Below are 24,847 nucleotides of genomic sequence, written 5' to 3'. Positions count from 1 at the left end.
ATTAATGAAGAGAAACGGAGAAATCATATGGGTAAAATGGTTAGAATGGGGATCGACGTCGGTGGAACACATACAAAAGCAGTTGCCATCGACAACGAAACACATGAAATTATCGGGAAATCGTCCGTCAAGACTACGCATGATCATGCGAGAGGTGTAGCCGCCGGTGTTGTGAAATGTTTTCAGAATTGTCTGAAGGAAAATAACATTAAGCCGGAAGATGTAGTCTTCGTAGCTCACAGCACGACGCAGGCAACCAATGCGCTGATTGAAGGAGATATCGCACAGGTTGGCATCATTGGCATGGCTAAGGGCGGCCTTGAAGGGTGGCTGGCCAAACGTCAGACCAAACTGCAGAACATCGATCTGGGTAACAGCAAAGAGATCAAAATCTACAATAGCTTCATTAATATTAAGAAAATGTCCGAAGCCTCCGTGCTGCAGGTCATCGATGATCTTAAGCGTCAGGGAGCACAGGTGATTGTGCCTTCCATGGCTTTTGGCGTAGATAATGGCAGACCTGAAGAGCTTGTATATATAGAAGCGGAGAAAAAAGGCATCCCGACCACCATGGCATCCGATATCACCAAATTGTACGGGCTCACCCGCAGAACTAGAACAGCAGCAATCAATGCAAGCATTCTGCCCAAGATGCTGGATACCGCCAATTCAACCGAACAGTCTGTAAGGGAAGCCGGCGTCCATGTACCTCTGATGATCATGAGAGGCGATGGCGGGGTTATGGAAATCAGCGAAATGAAGAAACGTCCTGTGCTTACGATGCTGTCGGGTCCGGCGGCCTCAGTCATGGGGTCTTTGATGTATCTGAGAGCCTCTAACGGTGTGTATTTCGAGGTGGGTGGAACCACAACCAATATCGGGGTTATCAAAAACGGCCGTCCGGCCATTGACTATTCAATCGTCGGCGGTCATCCGACCTATGTCAATTCACTGGATGTGCGCGTCCTCGGTGTCGCTGGCGGCTCCATGATCCGGGCGAACAAAAGCGGAGTAGTGGATGTCGGACCGAGATCGGCACATATCGGCGGCCTGGATTATTCGGTATTTACCGACCCGGACAAGATCAAGGGTGCCAAGGTCGAATTCTTCTCGCCCAAACCGGGTGATCCGGCAGATTATGTGGCCATCCGTCTGGAGAACGGGGAGCGTGTGACGATCACGAATTCCTGTGCTGCGAACGTGCTGGGCCTAGTGAAGCCGGAGCATTTCTCCTACGGGAATGTGGAAGCCGCCAGACAGGCGATGCAGGCATTAGCCGATTATTGCGGAACCACGGTCGAAGATATTGCCAAGCAGATTATGGAAAAAGCGTATGCGAAGATCGAACCGATCATTCTGTCGCTGGCCGAGAAATATAAACTGGAGAAAGACCAGATCTCTCTGGTCGGAGTTGGCGGGGGAGCCGCTTCGCTCATTGTCTATTTCTCTGAGAAAATGGGCCTGAAATACAGCATCCCTGAGAATGCTGAGGTAATCTCGTCCATTGGTGTTGCCCTGTCCATGGTGCGGGACGTGGTAGAGCGGATCATTCCATCACCTTCCAAAGAAGTGATTGCCGCACTCAAAATGGAAGCGATGAACAAGGCGATTCAGAGCGGAGCCACTCCGGAAAGCATCGAGATCCATATCGATATCGATCCGCAGACGTCCAAGGTTACCGCGATTGCTACGGGTTCCACGGAAGTGAAGACGACCGAGCTGCTGAAGGAATGTGATGAAGCGGAGCTCCGCGAGCTGGCCGCGAAGGATATGCGTATTTCCATCGACCGGACACAGCTGCTTGAGAAAACGAGGTATGTCAGCATTTTCGGCGAAAAGGTTGACAAGGCCGGTGAAGCGGGTGCAGTCCGCATCCTGGACACCAAAGGGTTCATTAAGGTGCAGCGAGGCCGGGCGATGGCCCTCAAGACAACTGCCGGAGATTACCTGAATGCCGTCAAAAAGCTCTGGGAGGCTATGGCCGTCTACCAGACCGAACTGATTGCCCGGCCGGACTTCTATCTGTGTATCGGTGCCCGGGTGATGGACTTTACCGCTTCCGATTTCGAACAGCTGGAGCTGCTGATGGATATCGAAATTTCCACGTTTGAGCCGGATACGGAGGTTATCGTTGTCGCTGCCAATGTCAAGCAGAGCTAACGCTAATCTATTGAAGTTATTCATAGCCATATTAATGAAGGAATGAAGAATGGGGGCAGCATGCAGGTGCAGATGAAGCTGGGTGTAATGATGCGTGATTTGCTGCAGGTAGAGGATGAGGCTTGGGGGCTGTACGCTTTTTCCAGGGACATTCTGAACCGGCGCATTCTGCCTGAAACCAAGACAGAGATGATTGCCAAAGCTACAGCCTGCGGCAAAGCCTATGCACAGCGGATCATCCGTGAATACGGAACCCGTGATGTCCGCGTGATCGCGGACAAATTGAAGCTGAAGCTAGAATTTCAAAGTGCGCTTATGACAGGGAAACGTGTGCTTTTTGCCTGCTATACCCCGCCGTACACAATCGAAATTATGGAGGAGCCCGTGCGCAGAGCGGCGGAGCTGGTCCAGGAGGAAGAGCCGGCGCTAGTTGAACTTTTTCAGCAAGCTGGTATAATGAATACTATCCTTGGACACGAAATTTTTCATTTTGTAGAAGACCAGTTTGCACATGAAATCTACACCCGGACTGAGAAGATTCTGCTATGGAACCTGCTTGGGTTCAAGAATTATTCTACAATACGCACCTTGAGTGAAGTGGGAGCCATGGCCTTTACACAGGAACTGAATAGACTCAGCTACGCGCCGTTTATTCTGGATGTTCTGTTGTATTACAGCTATGATACTGCCAGTGCGGAGAAAATATATCGTGATGTACTAGGAGTGAGTTCAGGAAGGTGTAGGGAACCCGTTGAAGATTATTAATAACAGTAATTCACTAAATGATGTAACTTACAATAAAATAAGAGAAGACATCATGAATATGACGTTGGAGCCGGGAATGGATGTCAGTGTGCAGAAGCTCTCTGAACGCTATGGCGTAAGCCGGACACCGGTACGGGAAGCAGTAGTCCGCCTTCAACAGTCTGGACTGGTGGAAATATATCCTCAGCGCAAAACAGTAGTCTCCAAAATTGATCTGCAGCGTGTCCGTGAGGAATGGTTCATCCGCACATCGCTTGAATCTGCCGTGATCGATGAATTCATCCGCAAGTGCAGTGAACTTGTAGCGGATACGATGCAGGAACTGATTAACAAACAGAAGAAATATATGGACAAGAAATATTTCCGGGAATTTTACTTCAAGGACAATCGTTTCCACCAGCTGATCTTTCAGACGGCCGGGGAAGAGCTATCCTGGTTCACGATTGAAGAGGTAGCCTCGCACTATAACCGTATCCGTCTGCTCTATGGCAAGATGGAGGGCGTGCAGCAATCCGATATTGATAAACATGTGAAGATGGTAGCGGCCACCCGCAAGCGTGATGTGGAGGGTATGCGCAAGATTGTGATGGAGCATTCCAATACATTGCTGGAACGGGTACAGGTGATGTCCAAGCAATACCCGCAATTTTTCTGAAATATGGTAAGCATATGTTTAAGGCGTATCCTTGAAGCCTGCTCCGTTTGGAGTATGACTTCCGGTATACGCCTTTTGTTGCGGTGCAATACCTACAGCCTCTTAAGCCGCCGGTAATACAGCCAGGTTCTGCCTGCGAATGAGCCGAAGAGAAGGATACTGAGGAACATAAGTGAAGTATTCCATGCCCGGGAAGCGGTGATTCCGTCTTGCAGCATGCCGTCAATAAATGCCGTCACATTCAGGCTGTAGAGCAGAATCATTGGAAGAAACAATGCTGTATAGCTGATGGCAATTTTACGGGCGTGCTTCAAGCGGTGGTACGGGTCACTGTAGATTTCCGGTTGTTCAGCACGGTCCAGCTCCTCCCGGCTCCAGAGGGTCCATTTCTGCAGAGAAGAGGATGAGCTATAGACCTTATCCCAGCCTGCCTGCCGGTGCAGCTCGAAATATTCTTCATCGCCAATGACCTGATAGTCGGCGTGATACTTCATGATACGTGGACTGCTTTTGCTGAAATGGAACAGGGTGCCTCCCGGGCCGACTTTATACAGATTCCAGCCCAGCCGTTCCTTATCCTCCAGCCATTCCTCCAGCCGGTCAGGAGCGTACATCCAGCCTAACTTCAACTTCGTCATCGTAACACCCGCTGGCTTCTGCGGTTCGTGAGACTTCTTGAAGTCCTCATGATTCAAGAGTAACGCCTTGCTGGCCGCCCGGAGCTTAATAATAGAGTAGATTGCAAGTACGAGCAGGATTACAGCCAAGGCTGCTGCGGCCCAGGTAACCGCCCACATAGGACTTGGCTGTACCTGAAGTGGAGTATCCTGGCTCAAGGAGAAGCCTAGAATAATCAGCGGAATCATTGCAATGAGCAGCAAATAAAGAAGTATTCCCATAAAAAGATATGAGATCTTGCGGTTTCGCCTCAAGAAATGCTTGCGGGAAGGGTAGGCCTTAATCTGTGACGGCATCTGATCATTCTCGTAGACGGTCCACTTGCCTTGCTGCAGGCGTTTGCTCCAGCCTTCAGCGGCAAGAGAGGAGGACATGGAAGGCTGGGAGGACGGAGCATAACCGATCTGATAAGAACGTTGTATCGGTTGATCTTGCCGGAAGGTGAACCGCCGGAGCAGCAGATTCCACTCCGTCAGCACCCAACCCTGACTAGCCATATCGGCCAGCCAGGCTTCTGACTTGGGCAGGTCGTAGCTCCAGAAGGGCCGAAATACCCTTTTCATACAAATTCCTCCTCACTGGTAATGGCATTGCGGTGAAGTTCCTTTAATCTGCTGATTTCTGCGCGCATTACTGCTTTCCCCAGATCTGAAACCTCGTACACTGTTTTTCTCTCTTCATCAGCGAATACAACAATCAGACCATCCTTGTTCATCTTCGTCAAAGTTCCATATACCGTACCGGAACCCAGTCTAAGCCGTCCCTCAGACAGCTCATCCACATGCTTGATGATTCCATATCCGTGGCGGGGTATGGTTAGGGACAACAGAATATAGAAGGCCGTCTCTGTCATCGGCACGTACTTTTTCAGAACTTTATCCATTGTGGACAACACATTCACCTGCTTCGCCAGTTCATTGTGCATAACTCATGGCCTTCAATACAATATGTCTTGCCGTGACTATGTCATAACGTGACTATATCACGATGCGACATAAGTTTCAAGGCTAGCGGCAATTAATGTGCCGTCAGAGTCAGCGGTTGACATACAGGCTGCCAGATCTCAGGAACCAGCTGCGGCTCCGAACAATAAACCGTTTGCAAATACCGGCTGAGCGGGGATATTTGTCCTTCGACCAGCACTTCCTTGATCTCCGATGGTTTGGTGGGTATCGCCTGCCCGGTTGCTGACATGAACTCTGTAAGGGGCAGCAGCATCCCGCAGCTTTTGCGGTAGGACATCCGGTGCGGGAATCTGGGCGAGCTGCCGGAATCATATTTGGATAGCCTGATCTGATCAAACTGTCCGGTGAGCAGTTCGCTGGCGTTGAATTTTAGGATGGCAAAAACTTCACCGGGCTCTCTACGGGAATACATCGCCGCCATCGCCAGGCAATCCCGCCAGGTCGGCCACAAGAAGACATGGCGGTCAAGGCAGAGACGGAATTGTTCAGGAGTTGTGCTCGGGTCCATCGCTTCAGGTGTGATGCGCAGATGGGAATTCAGGACAACCGGCTGACCGGCGTATTCAATCTGGAGGGCTGTAGTTCTGCGTGCTCCGGCTGCATGATCTGGACTTAATACGGCTGGGGCGAATAATGCGTCAAGTGCAGCCATGGCGGGCAAATTCCGGGCCCGGGTGAAGTGGTATAACGAAGTGCGGAGCGGGCTTTTGGTAATGGCTGCAATCAGTGAATGTTTCATAGTGTTATTTTATCCTTTGCGCGAAATCAATATTTTGTTATTTTAGAAAAGGAAATGCTGAAAGGGAAAGGATGAGAATGATGAAAGCTGAAGCACTCGAACATAGCAGAGTGGAGGCGTTTTTGAATTTTTGCCGGAAGCACCGGGACGAACTGGATGATTCTTATCTGATCGATGAGGAGCTTGCCGGATTCAGGCTTTCACCGGACCATCCTACATATATTGTTGCCAATTCCTCAGGTCAAATTACCGCAGCAGCCTCGCTCATTCTGAATGATTACAGCCGCAGAGGGCGCAAGGCCAGATTCAGAATCCTTCATGCGGACACCGAAGATGTAAATGTATACCAGGCTCTGCTAGAGGCGATTCTGCCCCATGCTGCCGGAATGGATAAGCTGAATCTGTTTGTTCCCGCGGTAAATACTGCGGCGATGGAGGCGTTGGCAGCCGTGCGGTTTGCGGTGGAGCGGTATACCTATGTCCTCGTAAGAGAGGAGCCGCACATTCCTGAGGTCAGCCTGCCCGCCGGTTACGAGCTCATTCCCTTCCGCGCCGGAACGGATGAAGCCGTCTGGTGTGAAGTGCGAAATGCCGGTTTCGCTAAGCTGCAGGGCAACGAGACGCCGGCCACACCAGCGATGGTGAAGCAGATGATCAGCGGAGCCGACTATATAGAAGGCGGCTTATTGATACTGTACCATAACGGAAAACCCGTGGGAATTGTACGCGGCTGCGCCGATGAGTATGAGGATAAGCCCGCCCTGAGTATCGGGCCGCTGGCAGTATTGCCGGAGGCTCAGGGGAGAGGGCTGGGCAGAATTCTGCTGCGGGCGGCACTCCGGTTCGCGGCAGAACAGTCGTATGTGCGCACCGTCCTGTGTGTGAATGCAGAGAACGAACGGGCGCAGGCTTTGTATATTGGGGAAGGCTTCAAGCAGGCGGAAGCCCTTGCCTGCCTGACTTACACGGTGAGTGAAGAAGGGTAGCGGGGGGCTTGATGCTATATGCTATGGAGTGGAGGCGCTGATCGGGGGAGGGAGAGTTGGATTGGTGATGTAGAGTTGAGATGCTGATTTCTCCCATCCAACCGTGACGGACTGTAGGGACCTTATTTTGCAGGAATCTGCAAATTTAGAGATGAAGCGGACTGAGAATCGCCTATTCAGCTTAGAACACCAGAATTATTCCCGTCATTCAGCGCATAGCGGAATCTCAGTCCGCGAAGCCGGCAAAACAGCTGTTTTTCCCGAAATAACGGAACCTGAGTCCGGGTGGAACGGCTGTTTGTGCTGCCTGTGTGCTGTTATTCGTGGTCTGCTTGCATCATCGGCCCCTTATTTATTGCCTTCTTGCAGGAGATGCACGTTGGATGTAGAAATTCAGGTCAGCAGGTTATTCAATCCAGTAAAAACCATTTACTCTCCATATGCACCATTATATTGTCAAACTCCGTCTAACCTGGACAGATTCACTATTGAAGGGGACAAGGAAATGAAAAGACTGGTGATTGTGGATGATGAGCCGTCGGTGGTGAACGGGTTGCGGACCTATGTGGACTGGGCGGCACAGGGGATTGAGCTGGTTGGAACCGCAGATGACGGGGACACGGGGCTGGCGCTGATCCGTGAGCTGAAGCCGGATATCGTACTGACGGATGTCCAGATGCCGTCCATGGACGGCATCCGCATGGCGGCTGAGGTCCGGGCGCTGCTGCCGGAGGCCAAGATCGTCTTCATCAGCGGCCACAACGATGCCGGATACCTTAAGTCCGCGCTGCAGATGCATGCGGCGGATTATATTTTTAAGCCGGTTAGCCGCAAGGAGCTGTCGGTGGTGATGGGCAAGGTGACTGCTGCGCTGGATGCGGAGACGCAGGAGCGCAAGCGGATCAAGGAGATGCAGGTGAAGCTGACGCAGAGCATGCCGCTGCTGCGCGAGAAGTTCCTGCTGTCCGTAATCAGCGATGGTGTTCATACCGCGCATATTCAGGACAAGCTGGAATTTCTGGGCTTGCAGCAGCTCGCGGCGGACAGCTACATCCTCATGGTCATTCTGCTCGATGATGTGCCGCAGGTGCTGGACACCCGCAGCGAGCAGGACAGACAGCTGCTGTCCTATACGGTGCTGAATATCATCCAGGAGCTGATTGACAAGCAGATGCGCGGCGTGACCTTCGAGAAGGAGCCGGGAGAGTACGTCGGGATTCTGCTGGCCGGACAATTGCAGCCGCAGGAGTTCAGCGAATCTCCAGAGAATGACCTGCTGGTGCTGGCAGAATCAATCCGCAGCAATCTGCGGCAATGGCTGAAGCTCAGTGTAACCATCGGTGTCGGCGAGGGGGTTGAGCACTTGCCGGAAATCCCGTCCTCCTACAAACAGGCGAGGGATGCAGCTGACCAGAAGTGGTATCTGGGCAAGAACCGGATTCTGACCATGGACAATATCGTGTCCGGAGAGCGCGGCGAGAATCTGCGTTACCGGTACGAGCCGGAGTGGGGGGAGCGGGTGTGGTCTGCCCTGAAATCCGGAGACCGCGGACGTCTGCAGACGGAGCTTGGTGACATCTTCAGTCTGCTTGGGCAGAACCGGGGACAAGGGGCGCGGTATGCGCAGAATGTCAGTCTGCATCTGATTCTGCAGTCCGGCCAGGTGCTGCTGGAGCTTGGCGGAATGACGGAGGAATGGGAAAAACGTGAGACGGCCGCCTGGAAACAGGTTGCGCGCCAGGAGACGATGCAGGATCTGCTGGGATATACAGAAGCCTATTTGCTTGAGGTCTGTGATTTCGTCGGGATGAAGCGCAGCGGCAAGACAAGCGAAGTGATAGAACGGGTCCGTCAGCTGATTGGAGAACGGTACCCGGAGAATCTGGCAGTGGCGGATATTGCGGCAGGCGTCTATCTCAGTCCGACCTATGTCCGGCTGCTGTTCAAGCAGGAAACGGGCGAAACGCTGTTCGAGTATCTGACCAAGGTCAGAATCGAGCAGGCGAAGAAGCTGCTTAGAGACCCGCAGAACAAATTCTACGAAATCTGTTATGCGGTCGGCTACAGCGATCCCAGCCATTTCAGTAAGCTATTCAAGAAAATAACCGGAATTACCCCCAGCGCCTACAGGGAGCAGAGTCTATGAGCAGGGGCAATCCTATGAAGATCAGGCCGCACAGGAATGTAAGCATGCCATATAAGGAGGCTGTGCAGTGAAAAAGGGCTGGAGCTATTTGACCGGACTGGGCCAGGGGATTCTGGCGGCAAGAAAGTGGCTGATTGCCTATGTGATACTCATTCTGCTGCCGGTATCCGTCATGCTGGCTTCCTTCTATCAGCGGTCCAGTGACATTCTGGAGCAAGAAGTCACCAGTACGATGCAGCTGACCCTTAAGCAGGCAGGGATGAATCTGACCTATAAGCTGGATCATATCCGTGACAGCAGCAATTCGGTGTTCATGAACCAGGTACTCTACAGTAATCTGCAGCAGAAGGACAGCATCACCGATGAGCTTAACCAGCTTAAGGAGCTGCGCAATTTAGCCGAAACCGCCCAGGAGAATGAGGATATTTTCCGGCTGCGGTTTTTTGTTGATCCTTCCCGGATGTACGGAGGCGACCGGGTGAATCTGTATCCGCTATCTGAGATAGAGCATTATCCGTGGTACAGGCAGGTGCTGGAGGCCGGGGGCGGTATGGTCTGGACCGGGGTGTATGAGGAGAGTTATATCGATTTCGGTGACAAAAAGATTTTCTCTGCCGCAAGGATGCTGCGCAATCCCAAGGCATATGAAGAGACCATCGGCATACTGGTGATGGATGTATCCCAGGATCTGATCGCAGAAGTCATGTCAGAGCTTCATTCCTCGGACAGCTATGCCCCTTATCTTCTGGATAGTGAGGGCCGGCTGATCTACAGCACCGGGGAGAACGGTCCGCAGGAAGTCAGCATGCTGCCGGAAGAACTGCTGGATACGATTAATCAATCGGAGGAGGGAATCGTTAAGCGGACCCTTGGGCGTGAAGAGGTTAATGTGGTCTATACCACGATCGGAACTTCAGGGTGGAAAATGATCTCCCAAGTCTCTGAATCAGAGATTTCGCATAGGGCAACAGCAATGAACCAGTTCACCAGCATTGCCACGCTGGCAGGGATCACGGTCATGTTCCTGGTACTCGTGTTTGTGCTGCTGATGTTCCTCGTGCAGAACATGCAGCGCAGAGTGCAGATGATTCTGCGGATGATCCGCAAGGAGGGCATCGGCTGGCTGGAGGATAGAAGGACAATGCCGGACGGGGACTTCCGGCTGCTGGAACGCAGTGTGGACCATCTGATCCACAAGGTCAACCTCCTGATGGAGGAATCCTATCAGGCGAAGATGCAGGAGCGGGAGGCGCAGCTGAGAACCCTGCAGGCCCAGATTAATCCGCATTTTCTCTATAATGCGCTGGATATGATCAACTGGTCGGCAATTTCGCATGATGCGGAGGATACGAGCCAGATGATTGAGGCGCTGGCCCGCTATTTCCGGCTTAGCCTGAATCAGGGGCGGGATAATGTCAGCCTTGCCGATGAACTGAATCTGGCCAAGGTGTTCATGGAGATTCAGCAGAACCGCTTTCCGTCCACCTTCACCTTCAGCGTCCAAGTAGAGCCGGGACTTGAACAGTATATGATTCCCAAGCTTACCCTCCAGCCGCTGGTGGAGAATGCGCTGCTGCATGGTATCCGCAAAACCCGCAAGAAGCAGGGGAATATCGCCATAACAGCCCGCCGGGAGCAGGAGGACATCCTTCTGGCGGTGTCCGATGACGGGATCGGCATGAGTCCGGAGCAGGCCAGACGGCTGCTGCTGGAGCCTTCCTCCGAGCTGCGCAGTGACGGGATGCCGGGCTCCTTCGGCCTCTATAATGTCAACGAGCGGATACGATATTTTGCCGGCAACCGGTATGGCTTGTCCATTGAAACCGAACCCGGCCAAGGAACTGTGATCAACATCAGAATTAAAGCGGTTCCATTCGAATAATCAGATTGCCTGATATACAGTCGCGTAAGACCAGAAATAATCAGATTACCATCTACAACCGCCCCCCGGTTTCTCAGTATAATCAACTCACAAACAGATGGGGGTGAATGAAATTGGGTGGGAGTGTCACGGATTTGAACCGGAAGAGCAAACTTCAGGCAACCAGAATCAGGTCCGCCAGCAAGTGGAGGCTCGCCTGGAGAAACAGGGATTATTATGTACTGCTGATACCCGGTCTGCTGTTTCTGCTGCTCTTCAAATATACACCGCTGTACGGAGTGCTGATCGCATTTCAGGATTTCAACATTTTCGAGGGCATCAGAGGCAGTGAATGGGTAGGGCTGGAGCAATTTCATAAGCTTATCCAATCAGACGAATTCGGAAGGGTATTCATGAATACACTGCTTATCAGTGTGTACAAGATTGTCCTGCTGTTCCCGGTGCCGGTCCTCATCGCGCTGGTGCTGAACGAGGTCAGGCTGATGTTCTTCAAACGGACGATCCAGACGATTATTTATCTCCCGCATTTTCTGTCCTGGGTGATTATTTCCGGATTGTTCGTCACCATCCTCTCCACCTCGGGCGGACTGGTCAATAATATCATTCAGTGGTTCGGCGGAGAACCGGTCAGCTTTTTTGTCAGCAATGATTATTTCCGCAGTGTGGTTGTCTTTACGGCCGGCTGGAAGGAATCAGGGTGGAATGCGATCGTCTTTATTGCCGCCATTGCCGGGATCGATCAGGAGCAATACGAGGCGGCTTCCATTGACGGGGCGGGGCGAATCCGCAGAATGCTGCATATCTCACTTCCCGGCATCCTGCCGACTGTAGTGCTGATGTTCATTCTCCGGCTGGGCTCGGTGCTCGATGCGGGAACGGAGCAGATTCTGACCATGTACAATCCGGTAGTCTATGAGACGGCGGATGTGATCGGTACCTTCGTCTACCGCATCGGGCTGGGCAAAATGGATTACAGCTTCAGCACGGCGGTTGGCTTGTTCAACTCGGTGGTAGGCTTCATCCTCATCGTTTCGGGAAATTATATCAGCCGGAAGCTGCTGAACCGCGGAATCTGGTAGGCGGGAAGGAGACAGTATAATCCATGACCAAACGAACCAAAGGCGACAGGCTGCTCGATATCTTTGTCTACCTGTTCCTGATTGCGCTCGGAGTGATGATGCTGCTGCCGCTGGTTAACGTATTATCGAAATCGGTCAGTGAGGAATGGGCAATTACTTCGGGAAAAGTAGGCATTCTGCCGGTAGGCTTCCAGCTCGACACCTTGCGGGAGGTTATCTCTTCCTCAATGTTCATCCGGGCGTTCTGCGTATCCGTAGGCGTCACGGTAGTGGGCACCCTGATCTCCATCTTAATGACGGCACTTACGGCCTATCCGTTATCCAAACGGAATCTGCCGGGCATTTCCTTTTTCATGGTGCTGTTCATCTTCACGATGCTGTTCAGCGGCGGGCTTATTCCCAATTACCTGCTGATGCGCCAGCTGCATCTGATCAATAATCTGTGGGTGCTTATCCTGCCCGGAATGATCAGTGTATTCAACATGCTGGTGATCAAAAGCTACTATGAGAGTCTTCCCGAAGCGCTGGAGGAGTCCGCGCGGATCGACGGGGCCAAGACGTACACGATTCTGTTCCGGATTATTCTGCCGCTCAGTATGCCGGTGATTGCCACGATTGCGCTTTTCTATGCCGTCGGGTACTGGAATGATTACTTCGGGCCAATGATCTACATCAACGATACCGCGCTTAAGACCTTGCAGCTCTATCTTCAAGATGTGGTGATGGACGCCAGTGCAGCCAACGCAGTTAATAAAAGTGTGGATGACCTGATGAACATGTCGCCGGAGGGCATACGCGCCGCAACTGTTGTGGCTTCAACGGTTCCGATTCTGTTCGTATATCCGTTCCTGCAGAAGTATTTCATCAAAGGTGTACTGATTGGCTCAGTTAAAGGCTGAGGCGGATTTTGTACGAAGTAAGACTGGAAGCTTAAGCACAAAACTTATAGGGGGTTATCTTAATGAAACAGACGAAGTGGCTGTCACTCCTGCTGAGTACCGGGCTGCTGCTCGCTGCAACTGCCTGTGGTTCTTCTAACAACACGAATAGTAATGGGGAGAACGCTTCAACAGCAGCACCAGCTTCTGCAGAAGCAACTGCCGCACCGGGAACGTCAGAGAATGCTGCCAAGCCGGAGTTGAAATCGCTTAATCTGTGGTCGAAGGATGATTACAATACGTATCCGCTGGCCAAGGTGATCGAAGAGCGGACCGGCTATAAGGTGAAGTATGAGATGCTTCCCGCTGACAAGGCGATGGATAAGCTCAATCTGCTGATCTCCTCTGCCGAGCCGTATGATGTTATTACCATTTCCGGTGAAAAAGCCGTGTATACCGATTATGCCAAAATGGGCGCACTGGTGGATCTGACCCCGCTCATCGAGGAGTTCGGCGATAATATCAAAGCTTCCATCTCCCAGGCGTCCTTCGATGCAATGAAAATTGACGGCAAAATCTATGGTATTCCCAACAGCTCCTCACAATTTGCCGGCGCCGATCTGATGATCCGCCAGGACTGGCTCGATAAGCTGGGGCTGAAGACGCCGACTACACTGGAGGAGTTCACCGAAGTACTGAAGGCCTTCAAGGAGAAAGATCCTGGCGGAACCGGGAACAGCGGCGCCCCGATGTCAATCGATGGTGCACTGGCAACAACGGCGAATATTACAGGGGCCTTCGGAATAGGCACGAGCTGGAATACGGTGGACGGCCAGCTGGTTCCGGCCCCGCTGCATCCGGGCTTCAAGGAATATTTGACGTACATGTCCGATTTGTATAAACAGGGTCTGCTCGATAAAGAATTTGCCGTGAACAAGGATGCTACTCTGAAGGAGAAATTCACCAGCGGCAAAATTGGAGTCATTCAGCTGCCTTGGTATGATATTCCCGGAATTGCCGATGCCCTGACCAAGAACTTCCCTGATGCCAAATATGCTTACCTTCCTGCCCTCAAAGGTAAAGACGGTCAAATGGGCCTCGGCATGAGCGGCGGGTTCGACCGCATTACTTTCATTCCGAAATCTGCGAAGCATCCTGAAGATGCGATGAAATGGATCAACGCCAAGCTGGAAAAGGAAACCTTCAAGCTGATCGCCATCGGTGAAGAAGGCAAACATCATACGTATAAAGACGGCGTATACAGCCCGATCCTGCCGCTGTTCACGGACGAACGCGGTAACGCCAGCAATTATCTGACCGGTATAGACGAGAAGCTGTACCCGATCTACTGGCAGGCCCGGGTGCAGAAGGATGCGCGTCTGTTTGCAGGCTTCTCTTATCTGAACAATGAGCTTCCGGCGGAAGCGAGAATTGCCGATCCGCTGGCGCTGGCACCATCTCTGCCGGAATATTCGAAGAACAACGCTTCGCTGAATCAGATGATTAATGATTTCGCCGTCAAAGTCATTGTCGGTGAAGAGTCCCCGGATGCTGTGGCTGATTTCGCCGGGAAATATAAAGCTGCAGGCGGAGAGGCCAGCACCAAAGAGGTAAATGACTGGTATGCTACAGTGAAGAAATAGAATCAAAGAAAACTTTTTAGGAGGTAAAAGAATGAACAGCTACAGGATGCGGAGCAGTGAAATTCCGCTGCAGGATTCCTGGGATGTCATCGTTGCAGGCGGCGGGCCGGCGGGTTGTACGGCGGCCGCTGCAGCAGCCCGGGAAGGGGCAAAGACGCTGCTGATCGAAGCGACAGGCAGCCTGGGCGGAATGGGCACATCGGGATTAGTGCCGGCCTGGTGCCCGTTCTCGGACATGAAGACGATCATCTACCGGGGACTGGCGATGAAGGTGTTTGAAGCCTTGAAGGCGCAGATGCCGCATGTAAGCCAAGAGGCGATGGACTGGGTTCCGATCGAACCGGAGAAGCTCAAGGTCATCTATGATGAGCTGGTAGCCGGAGCCGGGGCAACGGTGCTGTTCAATACGCAGCTGGGTTCCGTGGAGGCGGATGAGGAAGGTAATGTGCTGGCGCTGATCACTGCCAGCAAGAATGGACTGCAGGCGCTGAAGGCCAAGGTCTATATTGATTGCACGGGCGATGCCGATGTAGCGGCCTGGGCGGGAGCGGAATATCTCAAGGGTGATACGGCAACCGGTGAGCTGATGCCTGCCACGCACTGTTTTACCTTGGGCAATGTCGATGAATATGCTTATCTGAACGGTCCGCTGCTGCATAACAATAACAAAACCAGCAAGATCTTCGATATTCTGGGCTCCGGCAAATTCCCCTTGATTCCGGACTCGCATATCTGTAACAATGTCATTGCTCCCCGGACGGTGGGCTTCAATGCCGGCCATCTGTGGGATGTGGATAATACGGATGCCTTCTCCGTATCCGCTGCATTGATGCAGGGAAGGAAGCTGGCCTCCGTCTACAGGGATGCACTGGCCGAGTTCATGCCTGCTGCGTTCGGCAGCTCTTACGTAGCCAATACCGGCTCGCTGATGGGGGTGCGGGAGACGCGGAGAATTACCGGAGACTATGTGCTGAGTGTGGATGATTACGTTAACCGCCGCAGCTTCGCGGATGAAATCTGCCGCAACAGCTATTTCATTGATATCCATGGGACGGAGAAGGAAGAGAAGCAGGCGGGAGGCAAGCCGGAGGTCATTAAACGCTACGGTCCGGGAGAATCGCACGGCATTCCATACCGCTGCCTGACGCCGCGTACACTGAAGAATGTGCTGGTCGCGGGACGCTCGATCTCCTGTGTCCGTGAGGTGCAGGGGAGTGTCCGGGTGATGCCGGTCTGTCTGGCAATGGGCGAAGCAGCCGGGATTGCCGCAGTACTCGCCGCGGAGCTTCCCGATTATGACGTGCATGCGGTGGATGTAGCTGTGCTGCGCAAGCGGCTGAAGGAGGAAGGCGCTTATCTGCCGGATGCCACAGACGGAACAGGATTTGGTGATCCGGGTGCGGCGGCAGGAGAAGAGGAAGAACCGGTGAGGTATCACTGAGATACGAAGCAAAATGACGCTTAGCTAGCTTGAACTGAAGAAGACAATAACAGATGGGAATAACGGAGGGGGATTTTGGAACTGTAGGAGCGACAGCGACCGCCTTTGTCACCGGATTTCTACCGCTAGAAGCGGTAACAATCAAGAAATCTGATGACAACAGCGGCCGGAAGTCCAAATATCCACCGCAGTTATGAACAACATCCCCATTGGAATCATTTCAAGTTCAATCTATATAGCTAGCATTTAGCTGTTTCCAATCAGGCAATCTTCCGGGCGGCGGGGGATTGCCTGTCTTGTTATACAGGAATCGTACACCTTGCGAAAAACCGAATACAATGTGCCAATGATAGGGTGGACGAGCCGAATGTATGCGAAAAACCGAATACAATGAGCCCATGATAGGGCAGATGCGCCGAATGAGGCTGCATCCCTCTGATTCCAGCGGATGCAGCCCCAAGTTAGTTGCTGTTAAAAATACTGATAATCCGGTTATTTTACCGTGGCTCCGTTAACCTTGCGTTTGAGTAGGATCGCGTTGATCTCGCCGCCGGCGAGGATAATAATCGAGCTGATATACAGCCAGATGAGCAGAATCATTACGCCCCCGAGACTGCCGTAGGTTTTGGTGAAGTCACTGAACTGATTGACGTAAATGGAGAAGAGGACTGATGTAATAATCCAGCCGAGGGTCGAGAACAGCGCACCGGGCACCACCTCACGCAGAGCCAGCCTGCGGCTTGGGGCGATCCAGTAGAGCAGGGTGAACACAATGAACATGACCAGCAGCGGCACGGCGTATTGCAGCAGATCCCATAGCTTCTGGAAACCGTAAGGCAAATCGGTCAACAGGAAGACCTGTGTCTTGAGCCATGTACCAAGGACCAGCAGCAGAATGCTGAGCAATACGACAAAACCGATCGTCAGGGTAGCGAGGAAGGCGATCCCTCTTATTTTCCAGAAGGCCCGGCTCTCATCAATGTCGTAAGCGCGGTTGAGCCCCTTAATGATTGCATTGACCCCCTTGGAAGCGGCCCAGAGTGTTGCCAGCATACCGAAGGATAACAGCGCCTGACTGCGTCCCTCGGACACATCCTGCAGAATCTCTTCTATAATAGAGACGGCTTCGGCAGGCATCACCTGTTCCAGTTGCTGGATTTTGTCCTCCAGGGAAATATTCGCGTACCCGATCAGGGTCATAATGAAGATCAGAAAGGGAAACAGCGACAGAATTAGATAATAGGTCAGCTGTGCGCTGATCCCCTGGACGTCATCGGCTTTGATTTTTTGCAGCAGCTGTTTGATGAATGTGAATGTGCCGCCGGAACCGGCAGTCCTTCTGCTCATATAGCCCTCCTTCACTTATTGCGGTATAGGCTTGTTTATGAAAATATATCCATATATATGTGTCCCGCACAAAATTATCCTTAGGATCAGCAAGCTTGGTCTTATTTTAACACAGTGGGGTTGAAGAAGCAGAACGGCGGCGGTCCATCTTTTACCGGACGTTCTTTATAAGCTGAGGTAGTTGTGAAAGGAGATGCTACGCATGGCCAGAACCAAAAATCAGATGTTGATGGGATACTGCTCAAGCCGATGCATCTGTTCTGGGACCCGGGCTACGAGAATACGTCCGTTTCACCGAGCTAACGGTCTCCAGTGCAGTTATTTACTAGTATCCACCGGAAATCGGAAAAAAGACTCGACGAGAGGGCTTAAGCGCGCTGTGGTCCGTTAGCTGAGCTGAATGAGCCTAATTCAAGACATTAAGCGCCATACGATCCGCAGCGGCTCAGAGATAGCATGTACAAGCAATTATGATCTCAGCGGCTCGCCATAGCTGATATGCCAGTGCAGATGCTTCGAATCCTGATAGTCTCCAAGGTTCGTGCTCACTCTGCAAGCCCCATACTCTCCGGTTACCTGGGCGGCCACCTGCTTAATTACTCCGATAAGCTCAAGCAGCAGGTCATTATCACTGTCTTGAAGGGTGGTAGGCTAGCACATTGTCCGTTTCGATTACTTTTTGCACAACTGTTTTACCGCTTAATACTTCATCACAGTAGAAATCTTCAGTCATATGTATCCTCCTTGGCAATGAGTGTCCTCTTGTATTTTACTGGAAATCTCTTAGAATTATATGTGTGAAATCATAGCACTTGCTGAGAGCCGGTTCATTACTATTTTGCCAAAAGGAGATTGTTCATGAAGCTGCTGCTGGAGGATTATGAGGTTATACGGCGATGGATGTACCGCAATGCCCGCCCGCTGGACCTGGCGAGATGGAAGTTTCATTTTGAAAAGGGCGGAATACCGCCTGTGCTGGAAGCATTATCAGCCTATCAGAATGAAGACGGGGGCTTCGGACATGCCCTGGAAGCGGATGCCTGGAATCCGGATTCCACACCGGTCATGGCGGCAACGGCTGTGGAGAGACTGCTGGAATTGGAATTTGAAAATGGTGGCCATCCGGTGGTGCAGGGCATTCTGAAATATCTGGACAGCGGTGCGGACATGGAAGACCGGACTTGGAGGAATGTGGTAGCCTCTAACAACGATTATCCGCATGCTCCTTGGTGGCATACAAGTTCAGACAGTACTGCCCGCAGCATCTATAACCCGACGGCAATTTTGGCCGGATTCATCCTGAAGTATGCTGACAGGGACAGTGCACTGTATGAACGGGGGATGGACATCGCCCGTGAATTGACGGAGCTATTCCTGCAAGATCCTGCCCTTGAGATGCATCCGCTGAGATGTGTTGCCACGCTGCTGGAATGTATCGCCTGGGCGGAGCTGCAGGAGCAGTTCCCCTACGTTTCCTTGAAGGAAGCGGTCAAGATGCAGAGCACCCAGCTCATCAGCCGTGATGAGGGGCAATGGAACGGGTACAGCTGCAGACCGTCCTTTTTCCTGAAGTCGCCGCAAAGTCCGGGTTATGCAGAGCTTGCCGGGCTGATGCACCAGGAGCTGGATCATCTGCTGGAGACCCGAAATCCCGAAGGGGTCTGGAACCTGACCTGGACCTGGGCCGGTTATGAGCGGGAGTTTGCTATCAGCGAGAACTGGTGGAAAGCACATATTGTTATAGAGAATATGCTGCTGCTGCGGGAGTTTGGACGGATAGCAGAGCTTTAGGGATCAAAAGAGCAGCTGATCCTGACGAAACTTCCGGAGGCTTTTTCCGCTTAAACAGCGGAGAGGACGGACTGATTGTGAAAAAGCGGAGCGTTCGCCTTTGTGCCCGGATTTTTACCGCTAAGGAGAATAAATAGAATCTGGGCACAACAGCGATTGTAACAACGGTCCGTTCGTGGAGCGTCCGCCTATGTGCTCACGTTGATCCTACTTAAAAACCTCTTTGGTATGTGCAGCATTCCCAATGAATCAGGAGCTGCTGCCGGCCGTGCGGAACTCCTGCTGATAAATGGTCTGGATGTTCTTCAGAATAGTGCTGCTGTGCTCTGTGAATTTAAGCGGGGTCACCTGATTCTTGATCAGGAACACACCGGGCTTGCGGCTGTGCTCGCCGAGTGCAGCCTGATATAACAAGCCAGCTCCATGAGTGGGTTCCGGAAAGAACATGCGGATAACCGGTCTCAGCCAAAAAGGAATTCCGGATTTCTTGCCCCCGCGGATCGTATTGTTACCTCCGGGATCGGCACTGCGGATCAGGATGCCTTCCGCCGCAAGCGCCGGGGCAATCTCGCTGGTCCACAAGGATAGGGCAAGCTTGGTGTCCGCATAAGGCCCGGTCAGCTTTTGGAACTTGGCAGGATGCTCCAGGGCGGCCGGATCGAATTTGCGTTTCATCATAAAAGCGTTGGAAGAAGTATTAATCACTGTGCGCAGTGTGCCTTTCAGGATCAGCGGCTTCAGCTCCATCGTGAGGATATACGGAACAACCGTCTGCAGTTCATAGTGCAGCTCACGTCCCTGCTTGGAAAAGCTTAACTCCGGGAAGCTGCCGCCGGCATTATTGAACAGCAGATCAATCTGCTTTTCATGGCTTGTAATATCCTGCAAGGCACGCTTCAACTGGGCGAAATCGGAGAGGTCCGCCTTGTACGTCCGCAGCTGTCTGCTGCTGAGCGCCTCACGGATAAGGGAATCGTCCTCTGGAAAACCTGAACGGATGAGCGCGATAATCTCCCAGCCTTCGCCCAGCATTCGGCGGGTTAAGGCGAGTCCGATTCCATTATTCGCGCCGGTGATCAGCGCAGTGCGTTGTGCTTGTTGTATAGTCATAATAAAGGCTCCTTTGGAAATGTAATGGTGAATGGTGCCCATTGTATAACTTGGAGCCGACTCCAAGTCAAGGCCGGAAATTAACGATTGACTTGGAGCTGACTCCAAGTTATACAATAGAATGAACTGAAGACCATACAATTCAAATGAGGTGGGCCTATGAGTCTGGCTGATGCTAATATCATTCAAGGATATTCAATCAAAGAAACAGCCGAGCGGACCGGGATCCCGGAAGATACCATCCGGTATTACGAGAAGATCGGACTGCTGCCGCGGGCGCAGCGCAAGGGAAACAGCCACCGCATCTACAGCGATCAGGATCTGGAGATGATGAAGCTGATCAGTTGCCTCAAGAAGACGGGGATGTCGCTGGACGACATGCGTCCATATCTCAACCTGTCTCTTGATTCAGACCTGTCCGAATATCCGGAGCTGCATGAGATGATCCTGAATCATAAACAGAAGATCCTGGAGCAGATCGCTTCGCTGCAGCAGATTGTGGATTTTATTGACACTAAGATTGAGCATGGCAATCTTAGACCGCAGACATGTGAGCTGACCGGCGATACCCGCAAAATGCCTGAACGCCGCAAACGCTGACCTTATTACCGCACAGCCTCATTCCAAATCACTTTGGAGTGGGGCTTTTTGCTAATATTACGCAGGCATGCAGCTGTTTCACGTGATAACTCACCTATCAGGAAATAATACAATGGAACAATGTGTATAACTCCTATGAAGCGGCTAAAGCGCCGGGAACAGCAGCATTAGTATGGACTTGCTAAGTCGGCGGCAGGAATTAGGTGGATTTTCAACACTTGCTCATGACCGGAAGAGCCCCTCCCAGACAACAGTTGGAAAACCGGCACTTAATATGCGGCATAACGTTCAGCGTGGAGGGAATGCATGAGATTAAATGACGTTTATCCACTTACTTGCCTCAGATGGTCCAAAAGATCGAAATTAAGATACGTTTTTCCAATTGCTAATTTTGCAGAGCGGATGTGGCCCCTGTGAACGACATCGTATCTAACTACTATTTATATAACTGCTATTTATGTATCTGCAATTAACATAGGGATCAGCGGAGTTTGGTCATTGCCGGATTCCAGATTCTTCCTTAGAATGAAAAGAATTAGAACAGGAGGAATTCATCATGTCACAGATCATCTATTCACCGTCAAAATATATTCAGGGCAGCGGGGAGATTACAAGGCTGGGGGTGTATTGCCTGCAGATGGGGGCGAAAGGAGCCTACGCAATAGTAGATCCCTATATTCTCTCCTTGTACAGACAAGAGATCAGCAAGGGCTTCGCGTTGGAGCAGATTCCGCTGCTGCTGCGTGAATTCAAGGGCGAGTGCAGTCTAGCACAGGTGGACCAGATTGTGGCGGAGCTGGGTAGCAGCGGTGTGGATGTCATCGTGGGTATTGGCGGGGGCAAGACACTGGATACGGCAAAAGCCGTCAGTCATTTCGCCGGGCTCCCGGTGATGCTGGTGCCGACCGTAGCGTCAACGGATGCGCCTTGCAGCGCCCTGTCGGTTCTCTACAGCGAATCAGGCGAATTCGACCGGTATCTGCCGCTGCGCCGCAGTCCGGATATCGTGGTCGCGGATGTGGAGATTATCGCCAAAGCTCCGGTAAGACTGCTTGCTGCCGGAATGGGCGATGCCTTGTCGACGTATTACGAAGCAAGAGCCTGCAGCAGATCCGGAGCAGTTACCAGCGCGGGAGGTACAGGCACTTTGGCTGCCCTGGCGCTGGCCCGTACATGTCTGGATACGCTGCTCGCCGACGGTGCGCAGGCGCTGCAGGATGCCGCTGACGGATGCGCCACAGCCGCAGTTGAACGTATTGTCGAAGCCAATATATATCTCAGCGGCATCGGCTTTGAGAGCGGCGGACTGGCAGCGGCCCATGCCATTCATAACGGGCTGACGCTGCTTGAGGAATGCCGGACCGTGCTTCACGGGGAGAAAGTGGCGTTCACCACACTGGTGCAGCTGATCCTTGAAGGAGCAGCGGAAGCCGAGATCACCGGGGCGGTGGATTTCTGCCGGGGGGCAGGTCTGCCTGTAACGCTGGCGGAGCTGGGGTTGGCAGGTGTTGCACAGGACCGGCTGCTCTATGCCGCTGAGGCGAGCTGCAGCGAGGGCAGTCCGATGGCCAACATGCCGTTTGCCGTGACACCGCAGCAGGTGCTGGAGGCGATTCTTGAAGCCGACCGCCGCGGGGCAAAGGTTTCTTAAAAGATAATTTATATGTTTTGGGGAGTTAGTTTAAGCCTTGTTAATTATTGCGTAAGTTCAGCGTACATATTTATCCTCCGTGAGCCAAACAATGAGAACAATTGTTGAATCACGAAGGAGGTGTTCCATTTTGGAGAAAAGCAATCACAGCGTGAAGCACATCATTCTCTATCCTTTGGCCGCCGTAGTTGTTCTGATGACCACGCTGATTCCGTCAGCGCCTCAGTCCGTATCTGCCGCATCGCAACCTGGTGGGCACTCTGCCCGTAACCTTGAAGCTGCAGTCTCCACGCTCCGTCCGGTAACTGATACGCATGCAGACAGCAGCGGAAACAGCGGTTCAGTTGACCGGCAAGCGGAGAATAAGAAGTTGCCCAACCGGGTCGCCATCATTGTTGATGATTTCGGCAATAACATGCGGGGCACGGAGGAGATGTTCAAGCTGCCGGTCAAGATTACTGTTGCGGTGATGCCATTCCTGCCCTCGAGCGAGCAGGATGCACGCCGTGCACATGAGCTCGGCTTCGATGTACTGGTACATCTGCCCATGGAGCCGCGCCAGGGTAAGCCGGAATGGCTTGGACCAGGAGCGGTGCTGACTAGGATGAGTGATGCAGAAGTCCGCCAGCGGGTGGAGGCAGCGCTTGAGAATGTACCTTATGCGATCGGCATTAACAACCATATGGGCTCCAAGGTGACCGGTGACGAGCGGGTGATGGGTATTGTGCTCGCGGTCTGCAAGGAGCGCGGCCTTTTCTTCGTAGACAGCCATACCAATTATCGTTCCGTTGCCGGGAGAATGGCTCGGGAGATTGGACTCCCGCCAGTGGAGAACCACATTTTCCTGGACGACGTGCATTCTGCCGGCCATGTGGCTAAGCAGATGAAGCTGGTCCAGGAGCGGGCCCTGAGCCAGAGATACTGCGTGACGATTGGCCATGTCGGCATTCAAGGCAAAGAAACCGCAGCGGGCATCCGCAGCGGCATTGCCGGAATGAAGGACAGCGTTGAGTTTATCGGAATCTCCGAGCTTGTCCGGGAAGAGTGGAAATGGAATTCGCAGGTCACACTTCCATAAGGTACGCGGCAATTCCATTGGCAACCGCCTCGGCAATCTCTTCCTGACCCTTCGGGGTGCACAGCTTCTCGCGATCCGCCGGACTGCTTACAAATCCCGCCTCGACGATAACCGTTGTGGCGGTTATTTTGTTGAGCAGGTAGAAGGGTTTGCCTTGTCTGGGGTCGTTCTTCATTCCATACAGCCCGTTCAGCTGATCCTGAATTAATCTGGCCAGCAGGAAGCTGCGCCCTTCCTGGCGGTACAAGACAAGCGGACCATGCTTGGAGGGTGACTTTGCCCAATTGATATGAATGCTGACCACGACATTCGCCGGCAGCGTTTCGGCCAGTTCCTTGCGCTGGGCCAGATCACGCAGGTGCCGGGATTTACTACGCAGCCAGAGATTCTCATCGCTCGGCGCATAATCGCCGGTCCGGTTCAATATGGCATCGAAGCCGTCACTGCGCAGCAGGAGAAACAGCCGGCGTGAGATCGCCAGAGTAATATCCTTCTCCAGGATGGTGCCGTGTGAGGTTCCGCCGTCAATCCCTCCGTGTCCGGCATCAATCAGAATGATCCGCTGGTCATGACCGAGCATATGCTGGCGGTCTGACGGGTTGTCGGTTAAGTGGTTTACTCCCGGTGTGGCGGCCAGGATGGTCCCTGCATGTCCAGCTGTCAGCAGAGTCAGCACCGCTATCGAAGCCAGTATCCTCCGCAGCCCTCGCCCTAGCCGGAAATGTTGCCCAGGACGGCTGGCCCCTCCTGTATGATCTTCTTGTAAATGTTCCGAAATTCTCAAGTGAATAACCTCCCTGCCGGAATCATCCTCAGTATCTTTGGTGGAATCTCTGTTAGATTGTGCCTTAACAGCCAAACCTATACGAAGGTTAGCGGTTCCGGTTTAGAGAGCGGGGATTTGGAGCACACTAAAGTCATGGAGAAAAGGCAGGGCGGCAGGCGGCGACCCGCCAGCGCCTGCATGGGAGGGATAGTAATGGCATCCAGCGGAGATGATCTGGTGAAATACATTACGGAGAAAGTAGTCATATATATGGAGGACCCGCGCGCCGTACATGCACGGCGGAAGGCAGAGAAGCAGCCATGGGCCGAGAAATGGTTCGGCACGCTGCCGCTCGCCTGGTCGGTCTGGCGCAGCAAATGGAGCCGCAAGGATCGGGAGTAGCCAGCTTAGCAGCGCCGCAGCTCCCCCGAATTCCGAAACAGCCTTCCCTTAAAGCCGCTTGACACGGCTGAAGGGAAGGCTGTTT

General features: G+C 52.6%; 21 protein-coding genes and 1 pseudogene. 15 read left to right on the top strand and 7 right to left on the bottom strand.

Annotated features, from left to right (window positions below; genetic code table 11):
* Positions 1–27: 27 nt before the first annotated feature.
* The 3 genes from MHI42_RS08025 to MHI42_RS08015 are packed head-to-tail and all read left to right on the top strand — an operon-like array spanning position 28 to position 3,580.
* Positions 28–2,160: a hydantoinase/oxoprolinase family protein gene (locus MHI42_RS08025; RefSeq protein WP_342423432.1), complete on the top strand. Its 2,133-nt coding sequence runs from the start codon at positions 28–30 to the stop codon at positions 2,158–2,160.
* A 42-nt stretch (positions 2,161–2,202) separates the two neighbouring features.
* Complete coding sequence (locus MHI42_RS08020) at positions 2,203–2,925, top strand: hypothetical protein (RefSeq protein ID WP_342423431.1); 723 nt, start codon at positions 2,203–2,205, stop codon at positions 2,923–2,925.
* Entirely contained in the window at positions 2,912–3,580 is a 669-nt protein-coding gene (locus MHI42_RS08015; RefSeq protein ID WP_039309052.1) for a GntR family transcriptional regulator, read from the top strand. The genes MHI42_RS08020 and MHI42_RS08015 overlap by 14 nt, the downstream gene beginning before the upstream one ends.
* Positions 3,581–3,672: 92 nt before the next feature.
* Here MHI42_RS08015 and MHI42_RS08010 read toward each other — a convergent pair whose 3' ends face one another.
* From MHI42_RS08010 to MHI42_RS08000, 3 genes are all read right to left on the bottom strand, one after another.
* Positions 3,673–4,821 (bottom strand): DUF2812 domain-containing protein, encoded by a 1,149-nt coding sequence (locus tag MHI42_RS08010; RefSeq protein WP_342423430.1) that lies wholly within the window; start codon positions 4,819–4,821, stop codon positions 3,673–3,675.
* On the bottom strand, positions 4,818–5,183 hold the full coding sequence (locus MHI42_RS08005; RefSeq protein WP_342423429.1) for a helix-turn-helix transcriptional regulator: 366 nt from the start codon (positions 5,181–5,183) through the stop codon (positions 4,818–4,820). The genes MHI42_RS08010 and MHI42_RS08005 overlap by 4 nt, the downstream gene beginning before the upstream one ends.
* Positions 5,184–5,275: 92 nt before the next feature.
* Positions 5,276–5,962 carry a hypothetical protein gene (locus MHI42_RS08000; RefSeq protein WP_342423428.1) on the bottom strand — a complete coding sequence of 229 codons (687 nt, stop codon included), beginning with the start codon at positions 5,960–5,962 and terminating at the stop codon, positions 5,276–5,278.
* 77 nt (positions 5,963–6,039) lie between these two features.
* Here MHI42_RS08000 and MHI42_RS07995 point away from each other — a divergent pair, with 77 nt between their 5' ends.
* From MHI42_RS07995 to MHI42_RS07965, 7 genes are all read left to right on the top strand, one after another.
* Positions 6,040–6,948 carry a GNAT family N-acetyltransferase gene (locus MHI42_RS07995; RefSeq protein ID WP_342423427.1) on the top strand — a complete coding sequence of 303 codons (909 nt, stop codon included), beginning with the start codon at positions 6,040–6,042 and terminating at the stop codon, positions 6,946–6,948.
* A 505-nt stretch (positions 6,949–7,453) separates the two neighbouring features.
* Positions 7,454–9,094 (top strand): response regulator, encoded by a 1,641-nt coding sequence (locus MHI42_RS07990; protein WP_342423426.1) that lies wholly within the window; start codon positions 7,454–7,456, stop codon positions 9,092–9,094.
* A gap of 67 nt (positions 9,095–9,161) precedes the next feature.
* The gene (locus MHI42_RS07985) at positions 9,162–10,976 is read left to right on the top strand and encodes a sensor histidine kinase (RefSeq protein ID WP_342423425.1); all 1,815 of its coding nucleotides are present in this window, start codon (positions 9,162–9,164) and stop codon (positions 10,974–10,976) included.
* Between the two features lie 107 nt (positions 10,977–11,083).
* Positions 11,084–12,055 carry an ABC transporter permease subunit gene (locus MHI42_RS07980; RefSeq protein WP_342423424.1) on the top strand — a complete coding sequence of 324 codons (972 nt, stop codon included), beginning with the start codon at positions 11,084–11,086 and terminating at the stop codon, positions 12,053–12,055.
* A gap of 23 nt (positions 12,056–12,078) precedes the next feature.
* Positions 12,079–12,954: a carbohydrate ABC transporter permease gene (locus MHI42_RS07975; RefSeq protein WP_342423423.1), complete on the top strand. Its 876-nt coding sequence runs from the start codon at positions 12,079–12,081 to the stop codon at positions 12,952–12,954.
* A 62-nt stretch (positions 12,955–13,016) separates the two neighbouring features.
* Entirely contained in the window at positions 13,017–14,576 is a 1,560-nt protein-coding gene (locus MHI42_RS07970; RefSeq protein WP_342423422.1) for an extracellular solute-binding protein, read from the top strand.
* Between the two features lie 31 nt (positions 14,577–14,607).
* Positions 14,608–16,017 (top strand): FAD-dependent oxidoreductase, encoded by a 1,410-nt coding sequence (locus tag MHI42_RS07965; RefSeq protein ID WP_342423421.1) that lies wholly within the window; start codon positions 14,608–14,610, stop codon positions 16,015–16,017.
* A 492-nt stretch (positions 16,018–16,509) separates the two neighbouring features.
* Here the strand turns inward: MHI42_RS07965 and MHI42_RS07960 are convergent, their stop codons facing one another.
* Both MHI42_RS07960 and MHI42_RS07955 read right to left on the bottom strand, forming a co-directional pair.
* Positions 16,510–17,364, bottom strand: a complete 855-nt coding sequence (locus MHI42_RS07960; protein ID WP_342423420.1) for a YihY/virulence factor BrkB family protein — start codon at positions 17,362–17,364, stop codon at positions 16,510–16,512.
* Between the two features lie 468 nt (positions 17,365–17,832).
* A pseudogene (locus MHI42_RS07955) lies at positions 17,833–18,097 on the bottom strand (HIT family hydrolase).
* Positions 18,098–18,222: 125 nt separating this feature from the next.
* Here MHI42_RS07955 and MHI42_RS07950 point away from each other — a divergent pair.
* Positions 18,223–19,155, top strand: coding sequence for a hypothetical protein (locus MHI42_RS07950; protein WP_342423419.1), 933 nt, complete (start codon positions 18,223–18,225; stop codon positions 19,153–19,155).
* A 249-nt stretch (positions 19,156–19,404) separates the two neighbouring features.
* Here MHI42_RS07950 and MHI42_RS07945 read toward each other — a convergent pair whose 3' ends face one another.
* The gene (locus MHI42_RS07945) at positions 19,405–20,265 is read right to left on the bottom strand and encodes an SDR family NAD(P)-dependent oxidoreductase (protein ID WP_342423418.1); all 861 of its coding nucleotides are present in this window, start codon (positions 20,263–20,265) and stop codon (positions 19,405–19,407) included.
* Positions 20,266–20,424: 159 nt separating this feature from the next.
* Here MHI42_RS07945 and MHI42_RS07940 point away from each other — a divergent pair, with 159 nt between their 5' ends.
* From MHI42_RS07940 to MHI42_RS07930, 3 genes are all read left to right on the top strand, one after another.
* A complete protein-coding gene (locus tag MHI42_RS07940; RefSeq protein ID WP_342423417.1) occupies positions 20,425–20,865 on the top strand; it encodes a MerR family transcriptional regulator in 441 nt (146 codons plus the stop codon).
* Positions 20,866–21,421: 556 nt separating this feature from the next.
* Complete coding sequence (locus MHI42_RS07935; protein ID WP_342423416.1) at positions 21,422–22,516, top strand: glycerol dehydrogenase; 1,095 nt, start codon at positions 21,422–21,424, stop codon at positions 22,514–22,516.
* Between the two features lie 130 nt (positions 22,517–22,646).
* Positions 22,647–23,594 carry a divergent polysaccharide deacetylase family protein gene (locus MHI42_RS07930; protein WP_342423415.1) on the top strand — a complete coding sequence of 316 codons (948 nt, stop codon included), beginning with the start codon at positions 22,647–22,649 and terminating at the stop codon, positions 23,592–23,594.
* Here MHI42_RS07930 and MHI42_RS07925 read toward each other — a convergent pair.
* A complete protein-coding gene (locus MHI42_RS07925) occupies positions 23,581–24,270 on the bottom strand; it encodes an N-acetylmuramoyl-L-alanine amidase (RefSeq protein WP_256703877.1) in 690 nt (229 codons plus the stop codon). The two genes, MHI42_RS07930 and MHI42_RS07925, sit on opposite strands and share 14 nt — an antisense overlap.
* Before the next feature lie 303 nt (positions 24,271–24,573).
* Here MHI42_RS07925 and MHI42_RS07920 point away from each other — a divergent pair, with 303 nt between their 5' ends.
* Positions 24,574–24,762 carry a YqzE family protein gene (locus MHI42_RS07920; RefSeq protein WP_042135853.1) on the top strand — a complete coding sequence of 63 codons (189 nt, stop codon included), beginning with the start codon at positions 24,574–24,576 and terminating at the stop codon, positions 24,760–24,762.
* The last annotated feature ends 85 nt before the right edge of the window (positions 24,763–24,847 follow it).

The sequence above is a fragment of the Paenibacillus sp. FSL E2-0178 genome (assembly GCF_038593005.1).
In the GTDB taxonomy this organism is placed as follows: domain Bacteria; phylum Bacillota; class Bacilli; order Paenibacillales; family Paenibacillaceae; genus Paenibacillus_AQ; species Paenibacillus_AQ phytohabitans.
This window is presented reverse-complemented; position numbering and strand designations above follow the sequence as displayed.

Coding starts and splice junctions, on each gene's coding strand:
- MHI42_RS07995 (WP_342423427.1), top strand. CDS start 6,040: ATGATGAAAGCTGAAGCACTCGAACATAGCAGAGTGGAGGCGTTTTTG.
- MHI42_RS07945 (WP_342423418.1), bottom strand. CDS start 20,265: ATGACTATACAACAAGCACAACGCACTGCGCTGATCACCGGCGCGAAT.
- MHI42_RS08005 (WP_342423429.1), bottom strand. CDS start 5,183: ATGCACAATGAACTGGCGAAGCAGGTGAATGTGTTGTCCACAATGGAT.
- MHI42_RS08025 (WP_342423432.1), top strand. CDS start 28: ATGGGTAAAATGGTTAGAATGGGGATCGACGTCGGTGGAACACATACA.
- MHI42_RS07960 (WP_342423420.1), bottom strand. CDS start 17,364: ATGAGCAGAAGGACTGCCGGTTCCGGCGGCACATTCACATTCATCAAA.
- MHI42_RS07970 (WP_342423422.1), top strand. CDS start 13,017: ATGAAACAGACGAAGTGGCTGTCACTCCTGCTGAGTACCGGGCTGCTG.
- MHI42_RS07980 (WP_342423424.1), top strand. CDS start 11,084: ATGAAATTGGGTGGGAGTGTCACGGATTTGAACCGGAAGAGCAAACTT.
- MHI42_RS08020 (WP_342423431.1), top strand. CDS start 2,203: ATGAAGAATGGGGGCAGCATGCAGGTGCAGATGAAGCTGGGTGTAATG.
- MHI42_RS07935 (WP_342423416.1), top strand. CDS start 21,422: ATGTCACAGATCATCTATTCACCGTCAAAATATATTCAGGGCAGCGGG.
- MHI42_RS07950 (WP_342423419.1), top strand. CDS start 18,223: ATGAAGCTGCTGCTGGAGGATTATGAGGTTATACGGCGATGGATGTAC.
- MHI42_RS08000 (WP_342423428.1), bottom strand. CDS start 5,962: ATGAAACATTCACTGATTGCAGCCATTACCAAAAGCCCGCTCCGCACT.
- MHI42_RS07940 (WP_342423417.1), top strand. CDS start 20,425: ATGAGTCTGGCTGATGCTAATATCATTCAAGGATATTCAATCAAAGAA.
- MHI42_RS08010 (WP_342423430.1), bottom strand. CDS start 4,821: ATGAAAAGGGTATTTCGGCCCTTCTGGAGCTACGACCTGCCCAAGTCA.
- MHI42_RS07975 (WP_342423423.1), top strand. CDS start 12,079: ATGACCAAACGAACCAAAGGCGACAGGCTGCTCGATATCTTTGTCTAC.
- MHI42_RS07965 (WP_342423421.1), top strand. CDS start 14,608: ATGAACAGCTACAGGATGCGGAGCAGTGAAATTCCGCTGCAGGATTCC.
- MHI42_RS07920 (WP_042135853.1), top strand. CDS start 24,574: ATGGCATCCAGCGGAGATGATCTGGTGAAATACATTACGGAGAAAGTA.
- MHI42_RS07990 (WP_342423426.1), top strand. CDS start 7,454: ATGAAAAGACTGGTGATTGTGGATGATGAGCCGTCGGTGGTGAACGGG.